At 43.2% G+C, this 16928-nt stretch carries 19 protein-coding genes; 9 read left to right on the top strand and 10 right to left on the bottom strand.

The window, feature by feature from the left end:
• Positions 1-6: 6 nt before the first annotated feature.
• The 5 genes from hisA to hisI all read right to left on the bottom strand — a co-directional run bounded on the left by hisA (position 7) and on the right by hisI (position 3333).
• A complete protein-coding gene (hisA, locus tag N2317_05530) occupies positions 7-741 on the bottom strand; it encodes a 1-(5-phosphoribosyl)-5-[(5-phosphoribosylamino)methylideneamino]imidazole-4-carboxamide isomerase (GenBank protein ID MCX7816951.1) in 735 nt (244 codons plus the stop codon).
• Positions 738-1331 carry a hypothetical protein gene (locus N2317_05525; protein ID MCX7816950.1) on the bottom strand — a complete coding sequence of 198 codons (594 nt, stop codon included), beginning with the start codon at positions 1329-1331 and terminating at the stop codon, positions 738-740. The genes hisA and N2317_05525 overlap by 4 nt, the downstream gene beginning before the upstream one ends.
• Before the next feature lie 94 nt (positions 1332-1425).
• A complete protein-coding gene (hisB, locus tag N2317_05520; GenBank protein MCX7816949.1) occupies positions 1426-2010 on the bottom strand; it encodes an imidazoleglycerol-phosphate dehydratase HisB in 585 nt (194 codons plus the stop codon).
• A 17-nt stretch (positions 2011-2027) separates the two neighbouring features.
• A complete protein-coding gene (gene hisG / locus N2317_05515) occupies positions 2028-2906 on the bottom strand; it encodes an ATP phosphoribosyltransferase (GenBank protein ID MCX7816948.1) in 879 nt (292 codons plus the stop codon).
• Positions 2907-2928: 22 nt separating this feature from the next.
• A complete protein-coding gene (gene hisI / locus N2317_05510; protein ID MCX7816947.1) occupies positions 2929-3333 on the bottom strand; it encodes a phosphoribosyl-AMP cyclohydrolase in 405 nt (134 codons plus the stop codon).
• 148 nt (positions 3334-3481) lie between these two features.
• Between hisI and N2317_05505 the strand changes: the two genes are divergently transcribed.
• The 4 genes from N2317_05505 to N2317_05490 all read left to right on the top strand — a co-directional run bounded on the left by N2317_05505 (position 3482) and on the right by N2317_05490 (position 6854).
• Entirely contained in the window at positions 3482-3793 is a 312-nt protein-coding gene (locus N2317_05505; protein ID MCX7816946.1) for a hypothetical protein, read from the top strand.
• Between the two features lie 232 nt (positions 3794-4025).
• Positions 4026-5036 carry a TRAP transporter substrate-binding protein gene (locus N2317_05500; GenBank protein ID MCX7816945.1) on the top strand — a complete coding sequence of 337 codons (1011 nt, stop codon included), beginning with the start codon at positions 4026-4028 and terminating at the stop codon, positions 5034-5036.
• 112 nt (positions 5037-5148) lie between these two features.
• Complete coding sequence (locus N2317_05495; protein ID MCX7816944.1) at positions 5149-5556, top strand: TRAP transporter small permease; 408 nt, start codon at positions 5149-5151, stop codon at positions 5554-5556.
• On the top strand, positions 5553-6854 hold the full coding sequence (locus N2317_05490; protein MCX7816943.1) for a TRAP transporter large permease: 1302 nt from the start codon (positions 5553-5555) through the stop codon (positions 6852-6854). Before N2317_05495 ends, N2317_05490 begins: the two co-directional genes overlap by 4 nt.
• Here the strand turns inward: N2317_05490 and N2317_05485 are convergent.
• Positions 6851-7699 (bottom strand): ribonuclease D, encoded by an 849-nt coding sequence (locus N2317_05485; protein ID MCX7816942.1) that lies wholly within the window; start codon positions 7697-7699, stop codon positions 6851-6853. The two genes, N2317_05490 and N2317_05485, sit on opposite strands and share 4 nt — an antisense overlap.
• A 157-nt stretch (positions 7700-7856) precedes the next feature.
• On the opposite strand from N2317_05485, the gene N2317_05480 reads away from it, so the two are divergent.
• On the top strand, positions 7857-9161 hold the full coding sequence (locus tag N2317_05480) for a pyridoxal phosphate-dependent aminotransferase (GenBank protein MCX7816941.1): 1305 nt from the start codon (positions 7857-7859) through the stop codon (positions 9159-9161).
• A gap of 8 nt (positions 9162-9169) precedes the next feature.
• On the opposite strand, the gene N2317_05475 is transcribed toward N2317_05480, so the two are convergent.
• Positions 9170-9937, bottom strand: coding sequence for an ABC transporter permease (locus N2317_05475; GenBank protein MCX7816940.1), 768 nt, complete (start codon positions 9935-9937; stop codon positions 9170-9172).
• Positions 9934-10851 (bottom strand): ABC transporter ATP-binding protein, encoded by a 918-nt coding sequence (locus tag N2317_05470; GenBank protein ID MCX7816939.1) that lies wholly within the window; start codon positions 10849-10851, stop codon positions 9934-9936. Before N2317_05470 ends, N2317_05475 begins: the two co-directional genes overlap by 4 nt.
• A 137-nt stretch (positions 10852-10988) precedes the next feature.
• Here N2317_05470 and N2317_05465 point away from each other — a divergent pair, with 137 nt between their 5' ends.
• Positions 10989-12611: an MBL fold metallo-hydrolase gene (locus N2317_05465; GenBank protein ID MCX7816938.1), complete on the top strand. Its 1623-nt coding sequence runs from the start codon at positions 10989-10991 to the stop codon at positions 12609-12611.
• Positions 12612-12616: 5 nt separating this feature from the next.
• Here N2317_05465 and N2317_05460 read toward each other — a convergent pair whose 3' ends face one another.
• Positions 12617-13135, bottom strand: a complete 519-nt coding sequence (locus N2317_05460) for an energy transducer TonB (GenBank protein ID MCX7816937.1) — start codon at positions 13133-13135, stop codon at positions 12617-12619.
• A 54-nt stretch (positions 13136-13189) separates the two neighbouring features.
• On the opposite strand from N2317_05460, the gene N2317_05455 reads away from it, so the two are divergent.
• The 3 genes from N2317_05455 to N2317_05445 all read left to right on the top strand — a co-directional run bounded on the left by N2317_05455 (position 13190) and on the right by N2317_05445 (position 16078).
• On the top strand, positions 13190-14635 hold the full coding sequence (locus tag N2317_05455; protein ID MCX7816936.1) for a diadenylate cyclase: 1446 nt from the start codon (positions 13190-13192) through the stop codon (positions 14633-14635).
• Positions 14636-14726: 91 nt separating this feature from the next.
• A complete protein-coding gene (locus tag N2317_05450; protein MCX7816935.1) occupies positions 14727-15185 on the top strand; it encodes a ferritin family protein in 459 nt (152 codons plus the stop codon).
• Positions 15186-15193: 8 nt separating this feature from the next.
• Positions 15194-16078: a carbon-nitrogen family hydrolase gene (locus N2317_05445; GenBank protein MCX7816934.1), complete on the top strand. Its 885-nt coding sequence runs from the start codon at positions 15194-15196 to the stop codon at positions 16076-16078.
• Here N2317_05445 and N2317_05440 read toward each other — a convergent pair.
• On the bottom strand, positions 16022-16828 hold the full coding sequence (locus tag N2317_05440) for a sugar phosphate isomerase/epimerase (GenBank protein MCX7816933.1): 807 nt from the start codon (positions 16826-16828) through the stop codon (positions 16022-16024). The genes N2317_05445 and N2317_05440 overlap by 57 nt on opposite strands.
• Positions 16829-16928 lie beyond the last annotated feature (100 nt).

Genomic DNA, 16928 nt, shown 5'->3' with positions numbered 1-16928 from the left:
CCTCCTTCAACCCTTGAATTGTTTAGCCATTTTAATCGCCTCTTTTAAATCCAAATCCCCTGCATACAGAGCCTTCCCTGTGATTACCCCAATAACACCATCCCTTTCAAGGGGTAAAAGATGTTCAATATCCTCCAAACCCGAAACGCCACCCGATGCAATGATGGGTAGATTAGTCGCTTGCGCTAATGCTCGCGTAGCTTCAACATTGACACCAGTTCTCATCCCATCCCGCAAAATATCTGTGTATATCACTGCTGCCACAGCAAAACGCTCGAACCGTTTCACCAATTCAAGGGGTGTAATACCGGTGACCTCCTTCCACCCCGATATGGCGACATAACCATCTCGTGCATCTACCCCCAAAATGATGCGACCGGGAAAACAACTACATGCTTCGCGAACAAAATCCATGTTCTGAAGAGCAGCACTTCCCAAAATAACCCATCTTACACCCGAACCTATGTATTCATCAATAATGTCTAAATTACGAATCCCACCACCAACCTGCACAGGGACTTTGACAGCTTTTACTATACGCTTTATCACATCTTTGTTGACGGGAAGTCCCTGGAGAGAACCGTCGAGATCAACGACGTGCAATCGTTCGGCACCTTTCTCAACCCAGTGAATCGCCACACCCACAGGATCTTCACTGTACACCGTCACATGTGCAAAATCTCCCTGCTTCAAACGAACACACCGTCCATCTTTAATGTCAATAGCCGGTATTACAATCATGGTTTTAAGGGAAACTTTTTTAGTACTTCCTCAACCCCCTCCGATGATAATTCACGGACGGTCACCCATCTACCCTTATCCCTTATGAAACGCCTAACTTGCATAATATCTTCAAACAGAGAGGTCTGGGTCTTGTCAAAACCACTCTTCCATATGATGCTACCATTCCTACAATCAAAAAGTTGAAGCTCAAAGGCCACTGATGCCGGTTTTTCCACCGAATAATCAAAACCTTTTCTCTCTCTAAAACGGTAAACATAACCCACAAGAACAGCATCTGCCTCCAACTCTTTACCAATAGCTATAACTGCATCTTTGAGTGTGGCTTTCAGCGAAGTGGACACAACTTGTTCAACGATACCACCCGCCCTATCCGGTGAAATGAGATCGAGCCCCGCCATTTCTCTCAGGCGCTCAAACACCAATTGCTGAACAACTCCTGCAGGCGAATCCGGAGATTCCTCTTTAATAAAACTACTCAAGGGCACACCTTTCTGTACAACATTAGAACCAACCATTTCCAGCGTTAAATCCTTGAAAGGCAAAACAGCAACTCGCCTAAGATAAGTCTCTTCCTTAGAGGAGGGCATCACACCAGAGAAATGCGAACAGGAAACCACACCAACAACCGAAAGGCAAAACAAGAAAATTATGAAATGATCTCGCTGCATCCAAAATTAAAACCTAAAGAGAACCCTTTGTGGACATTACACCTTTAATGCGTCTCTGTCGAGCAACTGCCTCGCGCATAGCTCTAGCAAAAGCTTTGAACACCGCTTCCAGCATATGATGGTTATTTCTGCCATATGCCAGATTCACATGCATTGTAATTGCACAATGGTCAGAAAAAGCCTTTAAGAACTCCCTTACCAATCCGGGGTCAAAAGATCCCACTCTCTCCTTTCCCAACTTCACACGATACACTAGACACGGACGCCCCGAAACATCCACCGCTACACTGCACAAAGTTTCATCCATCGGAACTACGGAAAAACCGTATCGTTCAATATTCTCCTTTTTACCAAGAGCCTCTTTGAATGCTGACCCCAAACATATACCTATATCCTCAACGAGGTGATGGTCATCCACCATCGTATCCCCTTCACCATTCACCTTTAAGTCAAAAAGGCCGTGAAAGGCAAAAAGGGTAAGCATATGATTCAGGAACGGTATTGGAGTATCAATTTCCACCTTCCCCGATCCATCTAGATTCACTTCCACCGAAACCGTTGTTTCTTTTGTTTTGCGACTTATTTTAGCTATCCGCAAGAGTGCTTAACCTCTCTTCAAACGACTTTGTTCAGAGTATACTCAATGATCCCTTCCGCACCTGCTTCTCTGAGTAATGGAATAAGATCTCGAACTATAGCAGCATCTACAACGGTTTCCACCGCATACCATCCTTCTGTATAGAGACTAGAAATAGTAGGGGCTCTCAGAGAGGGAAGGAGTAATACAACCCGTCCTAGATTTTCTTTCGCCACATTCATTTTAAGCCCTACCTTGCCCATTGCCATAAGCGAACCCACAAGAAGCATCCTGATCTGTTCTATCTTTTTCCTCTTCCAGGGATCATTCCAGGATCGTTTATTGGCTATGAGTTGAGTGTTCGTTTTCATAATCTCGTGAACAATTCTCAACTTATTTGCCCTAATCGTTGACCCTGTTTCTGTCACTTCCACGATAGCATCCACTAGCCCTTCGGCCACTTTTGCCTCTGTGGCTCCCCACGAGAACTCTACATTCACAGGAATATTTCTCTCGGCAAAGTACCTCCTAGTAAAATTAACAAGCTCCGTGCAGATTTTTTTGCCCGCCAGATCCTCTATACTCCTTATTTCAGAATCCTCACGTACCACCACCACCCATCTGGCCTGCCTTCTGGAAGTTTTCGAATAAACCAGGTCCTCCACGACCACCACATCCGAGCCGTTCTCCAGGATCCAATCCTTTCCCGTAAGTCCAGCGTCCAAAGTCCCATTCTCCACGTAACGGGACATCTCCTGAGCCCTCACAAGGGTGCAACTAAGCTCCTCGTCGTCAACCTCGGGAAAGTAACTTCTACTATCGTAAGAAATTACCCACCCCGCCTTCCGGAAAAGATCAACTGTCGCAGTTTCTAAACTCCCCTTAGGAATACCCAATTTAAGTATCTTCTGCTCCATAAGTAAACCATTGATTTCAAGCTCACTTTGATTCAGAATCTTGACCGTAAACCTTCTCCGGGTCGAAAACCTTTTCCTCCTCAATCACCCATCTCTCCCCATTCCACTTTCTGTGAAAGCAACTCCGATATCCCGTATGACATGCCGCACCACCCAGTTGCTCCACTTTTAGTAAAATTGCATCAGCATCACAGTCTAACCTGATCTCCTTAACTATTTGATAGTTACCGGAAGTTTCTCCTTTCGTCCATAATTTCTTACGGGAACGACTCCAGAAAGTGGCTCGGAGTGTTCTCTGGGTAATCTTCCACGCTTCCTCATTCATATAGGCTAACATAAGTACTTCAGATGTTTTGGCATCCTGCACTACAACTGGGATCAGCGTATCAGGTCCAGAAAATTTAGGAACATCACCATAAATTGACATATTCAATCACCCGTTAAATGTAATACTTTAAAAGAATAAAAAGTTTTTATCAAGCTTTTTTTCAAAACTTTTATCATTGTCGGCAAACAAAGATTTTGTTATGTTCTTAGCGAAAATTTTGAATCCCAAAACAGAGGAGGTTCCTTTCATGCCTCTCATTGTAGGAGGTTTTATAGCAACCGTATTGGGGATCATAGGAATGGTTATCTGGTGGGGCGACTTCATAACTATAATCAAAGGAGCATTACCGGTGATGATGATTTTAGGGGGCATTCTTGCCATCTACGTAGGTTACGATGACCTCCAGGAACAGATAAGGGAAGAGAGAAGAAAACAGGAAGAGAAACTGGAAAAAGCCAGGGAAGAAATTGAAACCATAAAAGCGGAAGCGGAGAGGTACCGTGAAGAATTAGAGCGTCTAAGGGAAGAAACTAAGAAATTAAGTTCAAATAACCCTTGACAGGTGAAGCAAAATTCTTTACGAAATATTTGTCATGATGAGAAATTCAACTCCAATTAACCTGCACATCTCTGCATTCATGTCCAGTACGTATATGTATTGATGCCTGCTGTCCATTTCCGAAATGGACCAGCAGGCAAGTTCGGTAGAAAGTTCCGTAAACAGTTAAAGGAGGCAAAGCAAGTAAACATTCGTATAAGTTCGCCCTTTTAAAAAAGTTAGGAGGATAGAGATGAAGAAAATCTTCTTTACGTTAACGTTTTCTCTTTTGTTGTTGACATTCACTAGTTTCTCATGGGCTACCATAACCCTCTCATACAGTATCTTTTTCCCCCCTACCCACGGACATACAAAAGCAGCTGAAGCTTGGGCAAAGGAAATCGAAAGACTCTCTGGTGATAGAGTAAAAATAAACATATTCGCCGGTGGAACACTTACACCTGCAGATCAGGTATACGACGGTGTAGTTAAAGGAATCTCCGATATTGGCATGTCCTGTTTCGCCTACACAAGGGGGAGGTTCCCTCTTTTGGAAGTTCTTGACCTGCCACTCGGATACCCAAACGGTCTGGTGGCGACGCGTGTCGCCAACGAGTTTTACAAAAAATTCCAACCTAAAGAGCTACAGGACGTAAAGGTTCTTTATTTACACGCCCATGGACCTGGGCTTCTCCACACAAACAAACCTGTCCACAGGCTTGAAGATTTGAAAGGCATGAAGATCCGCTCAACGGGGTTAAGTGCCAAAATCGTGAGTGCTCTTGGCGCAGTTCCGGTGGCGATGCCACAAGGATCAACATACGAAGCCTTACAAAAGGGTATTGTAGACGGAACTTTTGGCCCCATCGAAGTGCTGAAAGGTTGGAAACAGGCAGAAGTGATAAAATACACAACGGACTGCCCTATAGTCGGTTACACAACAACCATGTTTGTAGTAATGAACAAGAAAAAATGGGATGCTCTGCCTCAAGATATCCAAAAGATCTTTGAGGAGGTGAGTTCCCGTTGGATAGATGTACATGGGCAAACATGGGACAACCTAGATAGAGAAGGGAAGGAATACAGTCTCAACCTAGGAAACAAGATAATACCTCTATCAAGCACTGAAGGTAAGCGCTGGCAGAATGCTGTAAAGAGCGTAATCAATGAGTACATCAAGGGTGCTGAAACAAAGGGATTACCTGGTGCAAAAGCGGTGAGAGAAACGGAAACCCTAATAAAAAAATTTAGTAAAAAGAAATAAATCAGACCCGGAATTATAAAGACAGGGAGACAGGGAAGTGCATCGTTTTTCTAGGGGAACGAGAATCGTGTCAATCTGGGTGAATTACCTCGGCTGCTTAGCAGTACTTTTTATGATGATAATCACGTGCGCCGATGTTCTGCTTCGTCTATTCAATCGACCAATACCCGGCGCTTATGAACTCGCTGGGTTTGCCGGCGCATTTATGGCTTCCTTCTCCCTGTCTTATACCTCCATCGAAAAAGGACATATCACTGTGGAAATATTTGTTTCCCGACTTCCCCAGAGATTACAGATCTTCCTTGAGGGAATTAATGCACTTCTATCTACAGTTCTCTTCACACTTCTGGCAAAAGAATGTTTTATCTATGCAATGGAACTCAAAAATAGCCAGGAAGTATCGTTAACTTTAGGAATACCCATTTCGCCAATGGTCTTTGGTATTGCAGCGGGGTTTGCAATGACAACATTAGTCTTTCTTCAAGAAAGTCTGCGGTCATTTCGGAGGCTCCTCAAGTGACACCTGTAGAAATAGGCTTAACTGGCATTGCGGCGCTCATTGTCCTCATGCTACTCAGAATTCCCGTGGGATTTGTTATGGCCATTGTAGGTATAGCTGGCTTCTCCCTGATCGTAGGAAAGGACGCAGCGCTCGGTATGGCAGTGAGAGATTTCTTTTCAGTTTTTAGCTCTTACAACATTACTGTAGTACCACTTTTTATACTGATGGGACAGGTTGCCCATCACGCAGGAATAAGTAGCAGACTTTTTCAAACAGCTCACGCCTTTCTAGGACATCTCCGAGGAGGTCTGGCAATCGCAACTATCGGAGCTTGTGCCGGTTTTTCAGCCATTTGTGGATCCACAAGTGCTACAGCTGCAACGATGGCGTCCGTCGCATTGCCCCAGATGAAAAAGTATAGATACGATGCAGCACTTGCCACTGGTGTCGTTGCTGCTGGTGGCAGTCTGGGGATTCTCATTCCACCTAGTACAATTTTCATCATATACGGAATTATGACAGAACAGTCAGTGGGAAAACTATTCATGGCGGGTATACTGCCTGGAATCCTTCTCTCGCTGCTTTTCATTTTTGTGATAGTCATCTGGACTCGCCTTCAACCCGACATGTGTATGCAGGCACCCCCGGTTAGCTGGAAAGTACGTATAGCCCAATTAAAAGGCTTACTGGAAACACTTGTTATCTTTCTTATCGTTATGGGAGGATTGTTCCTGGGATTTTTCACACCCACAGAAGCAGCCGCAGTGGGTGCCTTTACCACTCTTTTATCTGCAACGCTAAGAAAAAACATCACGTGGGAAAAACTGCTTGTAGCTCTCGAAGAAACCACAAGAATCTCCTGTATGATTTTAGTAATCGTAGCAGGGGCAACCATTTTTGGTCACTTTTTGGCTGTTACAACTATACCCATGAAGATAGGAGAATGGGTTGCCCATCTACCATTGCCACCTTGGATGATCGTTGGTGCAATAATATTTATATACCTCATCATGGGATGCCTTATGGACTCCTTGGCTATGATCATGCTCACCGTTCCACTATTCTTTCCTATTATCACAACCCTCGGATACGATCCTATCTGGTTCGGCGTTATAATCGTTGTAGTAACCGAAATGGGAGTTCTAACACCACCCGTAGGTATCAACGTATACGTAGTGGCAAGTGTCGCGAGAGATGTACCTCTGGGTATTATATTCAGAGGTGCATGTATAATGCTTACAGCCCAGCTTATCTTGACAGTTCTTCTTATTATTTTTCCTCAGATTGCCCTTTACCTACCCTCTATGATGCGTTAACCTTTTAGAAGACCTAGCAACTCAGTACCGTACATGGAAACTTTCCGGCGTGGAAGAATGCTGCAAAGGGAATGTAAACTTTTACAGTCATTCTGAGCAAGCCGCAATAGCTCCGAATCGGTCATAACCATAAAAATAGCCTTGTTAGTCTCCTTCGCCTTGTAAAAACGCCATCTGTATAGTTTTTCTAATTTCTCCCTGCCAGCAACATCAAGTTTATCAAAACCCCGTACGCAATTATACCCTCTTGCTGAAAATCTCTTTTCCTGCCATTCTGCATCACTAATCGCCGCGAAAACATTCTGTGCCTTCTTAAACAACTTCTTTTCCACGAGGATCTCACTTAACCTCTCATAAAGAGGAAGAAGAAAAACAGTATCCTGAACAGCGTACTCTATTTGGTGATGCTTGAGAGGTCTTAGGTCCCAACGGGATCTCTGTATTCTTCTGTTCTTCTTTATTTCGTAACCCAAAACCTCTTGAACCAACCGCTCGAGCGAAAGGTTCCTATAACCAAGAATTGAAGCTGCATGGTATGTATCAAATATGCTGGTAAACTTGAAATTGTAATCCCGTTTCAGGTAACGAATATCATTGTCACCTGCGTGCACGACCTTAACAATGCCCTTTTTATAAAATATATCACCGAGAAAGGAAAGATCTAAATCACCAAGAGGATCAAATATAAATGTCTTTTCACCGGTACTTATCTGTATAAGGCAGAGTTTTTCCCGAAAATAACGAAAAGAGTCGTACTCAGTATCAATACCAACGGCTGGGTGCTTTGTGATTTCCTCAAGAAAAATTAGAACATCATTTTCACTCTTCACCAAAAACCATTTCACGCTCAGTCTCTTTAAATCCAATCTCAATTTTCAACCTATAAGAGATTCGCTTTTACCCGTCAATACTTGAAAATTCAAAAAACTCTGGATATTTAAGTAAGATTATAATAAATGAAGCACATTTAAACTACGCAATACGGAGGGTTAAGTCAAAAAAATGCGTTTCGATATAGCGCGAGCTGGAACAGGTCTTACATACGAAATTAGAAATATAGTGAATATTGCAAAAAAAATGGAAGAGTATGGGATAGAAGTCCACTGGGAAAATATAGGCGATCCCGTACTCAAAGGCGAACGTATACCAGACTGGATGAAAGAGATAATCATCGACATAATAAAAGACGACAAATCCTTCGCCTACTCACCCACACAAGGTGTTGACGAAACCCGAGATTTCCTTGTGGAAATGGTCAATAGACGGGGAAAGGTTCAAATCACAAGAGACGACATAATATTCTTCAACGGCCTCGGCGATGCTATTGCAAGAATATACAGCGCAATACGCGTGGACGCCCGTATAATAGTTCCGGAACCAACATATTCTACCCATTTTCTTGCGGAGGTACTACACGCATCCTTTCCACCTAACACTTATCGAATGAATCCATACAGCAACTGGTCCCCAGACCTCAGGGAATTGGAACAAAAGGTGAAAAGTCATCATTCAATAGTTGGTATTCTCGTAATTAACCCTGACAATCCCACAGGTTTTGTGTATCCTCCTGAAATCTTGAGGGAAATAGTGCGCATAGCAAAAGAATACGATCTTTTTCTGATATTTGATGAGACATACATAAATATGGTTTACAATGGGAAAGAAACGTTACCTCTCTCAGACGTCATTGAGGATGTCCCTGGCTTCAGCATGAAAGGTATATCCAAGGAATTCCCATGGCCTGGAGCTCGATGTGGATGGATAGAAGTTTATAACGCAAAAAGGGACGAAACTTTTGACCGTTATATAGACATAATACTGAAGCAAAAAATGGCAGAGGTATGCTCAACCACGCTCCCGCAGATTTCCATTCCCAAAATTATGCAACACCCCGAATACAACAAATACCTCCAAGAAAGGGTCAAGCACTACGAAAGGCTCTCCAATATAGCGTACAATATACTTAAAGATGTGCCCGGTATTATAGTCAACAAACCAAACGGTGCGTTTTACATGACAGTAGTATTCAACGAAGCGTTCCTCAATGATAGACAGACACTGCCCATTGAACATCCAGAAATCAAAGATTTTGTGAACTCCCTTGTTAGTCAGAAAATTGAACAGGACAAACGATTTGTTTACTATTTACTAGCTTCCACGGGGATCTGCGTTGTGCCATTAACCTCCTTTTTTACCTCTCTTAGGGGATTCAGAATGACATTGCTAGAAAAAGACGAAACAAAATTCGAGCACATAGTCAAAACAATAGCAGAAAAGATCGTAGAGTACATTGACTCTTCAAGGTAGTTGACATTTTACCGTAGCAATCGATTCTTCATCTTTCGTAGGGCAAAGGCATAAAAAACAAGTATACAGAGGGAAAAATAACCAATACCTAATAGCACACCACTACCCAGACTCCCATAACAGAACTCCCTTATCATGTTAACCAGATGCGTGAGAGGTAGGAAAAAAGCCAAAATCTGCATCCACAAAGGCAAAACATCTAAGGGAAAAAAAGTACCACTGAATAGATACATCGGGGTAATGAACAAAAAGTAAGGCAAGTTGAAAGAATCGATGTGTCGAACAAACGCAGTGAAAAACATACCTATACTACCAAATGCCAAACCGCCAATAACCGCAAGGGGAATAACCATAAGCCCATGGGGATAACGGATAAGATCAAACAGGCTCAGTACGAACATAACGACCACTGTTGCCATAAGCGACTTGGTTGCTCCCCAAACAATTTCTCCTGTGATAATTTCTTCAGGAGTTAGGGGTGTTGCAATCATGGCATCAAAGGTTTTCTGGTAATACATGCGAACAAAAGACGAATAGGTGTTTTCGAAAAAAGCATAGTTCATAATGTTTATACCTAGGATAGCCGTAGCGACAAAGGTAAAGTACGACACTTTCTGGCCATAAAGGTTCACTTCTCCAACAAGAGCGTTTAATCCTACACCAAATGCCACCAGATAAAAAATGGGTTCCAAGAGAGGCACCAAAAAATTGATCTTCCAGGTTGCCTTGTGAACTTCCCAGTTACGTAACCAAACCCTGAAAACTCCCGCGATCAATCTTTCAAACTCCTACCCGTCATTTTCAAAAAAACATCCTCAAGATTGGCCATGCGGAGCACACAACCGTTTCCACGAACAATTCCACTGATCTCTCCGTATATACGCTCCAAATTTTTCCCGTAGACAACCAGACGATGACCAAACTCTTCATAGGGTACACTCGAATGATGTAGATAATCTCTCAACACATAAGGAGCATCGGTGATCTCCAGCACGTGAGTACCAATGTATTCTTTTACAAGTAATTCAGGACTTCCCTCGACCAGAATCTTACCTCTATCCATTATTATAATGCGGTCACATAGTTTAGCCGCTTCCTCCATGTAATGGGTCGTCAAAAGGATCGTTAACCCGTTGAGTCTTAAATCCATTAACTTATCCCAAACCTGATTTCTCGACTGAGGATCGAGACCAATCGTCGGTTCGTCGAGAATGAGAAGTTCCGGATCATTGATCAGGGCTCTCGCCAACATCAACCTCCGGATCATACCCCCGGATAACTCTCCCACCTTCACATGACTCTTGCTCTCCAAACCCATAAAATGCAATAATTCCTCTGCCCTAGGAACAGCATCACGCTTCGGAATACCAAAGTAACGGGCAAAAACTATAAGGTTATCAAGCACAGTAAGGTCTGGATCCAGAGTCGTTTCCTGCTGACATACTCCTAATCTCCTTTTTACAGAACGGATATCTCTCGTGACATCCATACCGAATACCTTTAAAGAGCCTCCGCTGAGAGGTGATAAACCGTATATCATCCTAATTGTAGAGGTTTTGCCGGCACCGTTCGGTCCCAAAATACCAAAACACTCCCCTTTGCTTACGGTAAAAGTAACACCATCAACTGCTATCGTTTTACCGAACACCTTGCTCACATTCTCAAAAGCAACAACAACCTCGTCACGCATCCAGCATTTACCTCCGCACCTCAATAAATAAATTAATACCGATAATGTCCTTGTAAACACCTGATTAGACCACATCCACAGTTGCTTTTTATCCACTGTATGTCATATGGGAAAGATCACTATTTTGGAGGTCAAGGATGAAAGTTCACTTTCTAGGAGCAGCAAGAGAAGTTACTGGGTCTTGTTTCATGATCGAATACCACGAAGGAAGATTTGCCGTCGATTGTGGACTTCACCAAGGAGGCAGCGATGCCGATATTAGAAACCGTGAAACCAAACTTTATAAACCTAAAGAAATAGACTTCATTCTTGTAACCCACGCTCACCTGTATCACACAGGGCTATTACCCCGCCTCGTGTCCGAAGGATATAATGGACCGGTCTACTGCACTCCACCCACGAAGGATCTTATGTACCTTATGCTTCTCGACAGCGCACACATCCAGGAAATAGAAACCCAGTGGAAAAACCGAAAAAGACAACGTCATGGGGAGGAAAAAGTTGAGCCACTATATACCCAGGGCGATGTAGAAAAAGCGATAACACTTATCAGAGATGTGGAGTACGACCATCCTTTCAACCCCAACCCCGGTGTAGAAGTAACCTTCAGGGACTCCGGTCATATACTGGGCTCCGCCTTAGTCGAAATCCAAATGACAGGAAACACAAACCCGACAAAACTAATATTCTCCGGTGACATCGGAAGAACAGCACAGCTTATAGTTAAGGACCCCTACACACCGGAAAAAGGAGACTTTTTGTTCATGGAATCCACATACGGAAACAGAGACCATAAAAACGAACAGGAAAGTCTAGAAGAACTAGCCGAAGCTATCGATTACAGTTATAAAAACGGAGAAAAGGTTATTATCCCTGCCTTTGCCGTGGAGAGAACCCAAGAAATAATATATTGTCTCCACCTTCTCCACCGGGATGGACGTTTGCCTGAAGACATGATGGTTTACGTTGACAGCCCTCTCGCCATAAAGGTCACTGAGATATTCCACCAATATACTCAGTATTTCGACGAAGATGCCCAAAATATCCTCAAAGTTAAACAGGATCCCCTACATCTACCCCAGCTGAGATTTACAAAAACCACAGAGGAATCCATAAAGATCAACAGTGTAAACAAACCCTCCATCGTAATATCAGCAAGTGGCATGGCTGATGCAGGTAGAATTAAACACCATCTTCGCCACAATTTGTGGCGTGAAGGGGCAAGTGTAGTCTTCGTAGGTTACCAGGCCCAAGGCACAATCGGTCGTCGTCTAGTAGATGGAGCCCGCAAGGTAAGAATCTTTGGAGAGGAAATTGCAGTTAAAGCAAAAATCTTCACAATAAATGGTTTCTCCGCCCATGCTGGTCAGAGCCAACTACTCGAATGGCTGAGCCACTTTCGATCACCTAACCTCCAAGTGTTTCTTATCCACGGTGAATACCAAGCTCAGAAGGCACTTGCGGACCTTATCAGAGATAGGTTCAACTATCCAGTGTATATCCCAGACCGATTAGAGGAGTGGTTACTTGTAAAAGGGGAAACACCCAAACTAATGAAAGAAGCAGCCTTAATACCTCCTGTAGATTGGGACAAAATCCTAAGAGATTTAGCTACTTATGTCGAAATGCTCCGAATGAAAAGAAAACAATTAGAATCCCTGAGTCTTGATGAACAAAATGACCTCAGAGAACAGATCGTGAGATTGGAAAGTTTGATTGCACTTTACACAGGAGAATCAAAAGGTGAGTCATTACGATAATGTCACTAGATTCCATAATAAAACTCCGCAACAACGTTAATTTGGGAAATCTTAATATGTGATGGGAATGGACCAAAGGGGGCTGCAGAACAAATTACGTCTAAAGCAGTCCTATCCAGAACGGGAAAACCAGAGGATGAAACGATAGTGTAATCTACAAGATCTCCTGAAGATGAAATGGAAAAACGAATAGTGGTCACTCCCTTTTCGCCATGTGTGAAAGCAGAGCCTGAATAAAGCCACCTCTCTTCTATACGTCTCTTCACGGACAAAATGTAGTCCCGATAACTTACATCACTCGGTAATAAAGCAATTGAAACATCAGCATTCAATATCGAAACATCTTTGGAGTCATGTCCTTCCACCACAGCTCCATGTCCCCCTTCATCATACAAATTTACAAATATCGAGCTCCGCTCCAGAACTTTTGTAGCAGGCTTACTTTCAAAAAAGGAAACACCAAGTATAGAAAGATGAATAATGAGAGAAAGAGATAATGCAATTGTTAACGTTTTGTTGTACATAAAAAAACTATAATGACCAATTTACACAAAATCAAGGTTATTGCTTAATTTGAAATGTCTAACATAGCGTACATACTGCGCAATATTCGTATTCAGGATATCGTTGATATAATTATCGTGGCGGCTCTTATATCCATTTTGCTCTCATGGTTCAAACAGAGACCCACCCGGCTGGTACTTATCGGTATAAGTGTTGTTGCCTTAATTTACGGAATCGCCCGTTTTTTGCAATTGTACCTCACAACCCTAATATTTCAGGGTTTCTTTGCTATCTTTTTATTCGTCCTTGTCGTCATATTCCAGGAGGATCTTAAGCGATTCTTCGAACGTCTGGGTCTTATTGGCCAGATGGGTAAAAAGATAAGCCAAACTACCCCATATGCCACTGTGGCTGAGGCAATCACCTCTGCTGTAAGCAACATGGCAGAAAAGAACGTTGGAGCTTTGATCGTCATAAGTGGGAACGACCCCCTGGGACGCCACATAAGCGGAGGGATTCCACTGAATGGACTCGTAAGTCACTCTCTATTGGAGAGTATCTTCGATCCTCACTCCAGCGGCCATGACGGCGCCGTTATAATCGAGGGGGATAGGGTAAGCACCTTTGGATGTCATTTACCCCTAGCCAGCCAGGGTGAACAAAGCAAAAATCTCGGTCTCCGTCATACAGCAGCCCTTGGGTTAGCAGAGAGAACAGACGCCCTCTGTATAGTAGTCTCAGAAAAAAAGGGTACCATATCTATTGCCCGGGGTGAGACGTTAGAAGAAATTACAAATCTTACAGATCTAAAGCAAATAATAGAGTCCCATCTGATTGAGAAATTCGTTCATCGTAAACCTTTTGCAGATACCCTGTGGAAACAGAACATAAAAGAAAAATTCATAGCGCTTGTTTTGGCATCTTTCCTCTGGGTCCTCTTCGGTTATCAGAAAGAGACCATTTTCAAAGATTACACATTATATCTCAACTTTGTAAATATCCCTCCGCAGTTCGTCCTTGAAGAACCTCCGGCTTCGGAGGTTAAGATAGGACTTATGGGACCACCTCAGGCCTTTCAATTACTCACGCCGGAACATCTAAAAGTGAGTTTAGATCTATCCCACCTCAAGGAAGGTACCAACGTAATAGGTCTATCCAAAGACATCGTAAGGCTACCATCCAATCTTTCCATTGTTACCATATCGCCTAGCTCTATTAAAATTACCGCCTCCCGACTCATAACCGATACAGCACGTGTTGAGGTGGCCAAAAAAAATTCTCCCCCGAGAGGAGTCAAAATAACATCTATAAAGGTCGATCCATCCCACGTTAGGGTCATCATGCCGAGGTTTATGAGAGAACGGAACTTAAAAATTACCACCACACCTATAGATCTTGCGAAAATTACGGAAACTGTAGTACTCAACGTTCCTCTCAAGCTACCTCCCCATGTGTCCCTCGTAGATGGATCCCCCTCTTCAGTTTCGGTGAAAGTATACGTAAAGAAACGACCAAAGTGAAATAGCTCTCTATCTACGACAAAAAGCTTGTATCTACATACAATTTTACTGTATATCCTCGTTGTGTAATAAAACCCAAGGAGGAGAAGAGATGTCTACTTTCAGGGGAAGTGATATTTTAGAGTTTGCCATTCGCATCGAAGAAAATGGGGAAAACTTCTACCGCTATGCTATCCAGCTGACCAATGATGAAGAAACTAAGAAGCTGTTTGCCCGATTAGCGGACGAAGAAAAAAATCATCAAAAAATATTTAGAAAGATCTTTGCCGCAATGGAAAAGGTAAACCCTCCTGAAACTTACGATGGTGAGTACGATGCATATCTTCACAACTTTATCGACGGCAACATAGTTTTCAAAAAGGTAGATGAAGTGCCCAAAAACGTAGCGGATGCTGTAGAATTTGCCCTACGAAGGGAACTAGATTCCATACTCTTCTATCACGAAATTAAAAGGCTCGTCCCACAACACGAACATCACATAGTAGATGCCATAATAGAAGAGGAAAGACAACATTACAACAGTTTATTAAAACTAGTGGTCTCCCGCTAGAGACAAGATTGGCATTTTCTGTGACAATGGACAACTCAACTCTCACCATCGCCTTGGTACAGATGGATGTCATAAGTGGCTCTCCTTCTGCCAATCTGAGTAAAGCCGAGGAATACGTAAGAAAAGCTTCAGAAAAAGGAGTTCAACTCATCTGTTTTCCCGAACTATGGACCACAGGTTTTGACTGGGAAAGTTTAAAAGACCTCGTTGACACTCATCAAAAGATGGTGGACCGCATTGGGGAACTTGCAAAACAAAACAACATTTGGATCGGGGGATCTTTGCTCAGCAGACATGAATCAGGTGGCATGACAAACACCTTTTACCTCTTCGATAACCGTGGAAAGACAGCAGGCGTCTATCATAAAGTGCATCTGTTTCCTCTGGCTGGTGAGGATAAATACCTCACTCCTGGAAACAAACTCGTAACCGCCCACTCTCCGTGGGGGAAGATTGGTCTTGCCGTGTGTTACGATCTTCGCTTTCCTGAGATGTTCCGTATTTACGCCCTGTCGGGGGCTAAACTGTGTCTCATACCTGCAGCATTTCCCCATCCCCGACTCGAGCACTGGCAGATCCTTCTGCGAGCCAGGGCAATAGAAAATCAAATGTACGTCGTCGGGGTAAACCAGGTTGGAACAAAAACGCTTGGCGGTGTAAAAGCAACATTCTTCGGGCATTCTGCCATTATTGATCCCTTCGGAGAAACCGTATTTGAGAGCAGAGATGAATTTGAAACATTCATAACAACAACGATCGACCTCAACAAGGTAGATGAAATTCGTTCCAGAATGCCCTTTCTTAAGAGTATAAGGCCCGAGGTTTACACGCAGTACTCAGGAGACCGACAGTTGTTCCCAGAGACTCTTAACCTTTCGCAAAGAGATACCTAGGTACTCCCTATCCGGTGCAAAAACTTCAAGCGTTAAAGTATCATCATAACCTGTAGCTTTAATGGCACGCAATCCCCCAACTAGATCCACCCGCCCTACACCGATGGGCAAATGCTCATCATCGCGACCGTTATTGTCGGCCACATGCACATGACCAATTCTACCCATCACCGCGGAAACAAATGACTGAATCTGCTCTTTTGGTGCACGTAAACTGGCATGGCCTAGATCAAGCGTCACCATAAGTGACGGGTACTTTGTAAGCACTGCTGAAAACTCCTCCGGCCGATGGAAATTCCCCAACTTCGGGAAAAGATTTTCCAGACAGATTACGATACCCAGCTCCTCAGCTCGCCTAATGATTAAATCCAAGGATTCAAGTGCATACATCTTCCCCACATTTGGCGAGAAAGAGAGTAAACCTGTGATGTACCCTGGATGAAGCACAGCCTTCCGAACACCTATTTCCCTAGTAAAGTCCAGGGCTTTATAAATCTCCATCAATGAAGCCTCCCGTATTGACGGATACATATCGGCGAGCCATACAAACGTGGGAAGATGAACAACCGGAAGCTGAAGACCCTCACCGTCCAGCACATTCTTGATTTCTCTCCAATCATCAAACAATTTTTCCGGAATGCAATTAGGTGGATCCAAGCAAAGTTCCAAATAATCAAAGCCCATAGAGGCAATAAATCGTATCTCATTGGTTACGGGATGGAAAGGATGGTTGGTCGCCCCGTATTTCATTTCATACACCTCATATGAATTTAAAAGGGTTTTTACGCCAAACAAAATTCTTTTGTCAAAGTAAAAAACCTAGAACTTGATAATCACATAGAAATATGAG

The organism is Syntrophales bacterium (genome assembly GCA_026417625.1).
Taxonomy (GTDB): domain Bacteria; phylum Desulfobacterota; class Syntrophia; order Syntrophales; family UBA8958; genus JAOACW01.
The sequence above is the reverse complement of the archived record's forward strand: the minus strand, read 5'-3'. Positions and strand labels throughout refer to the sequence as shown.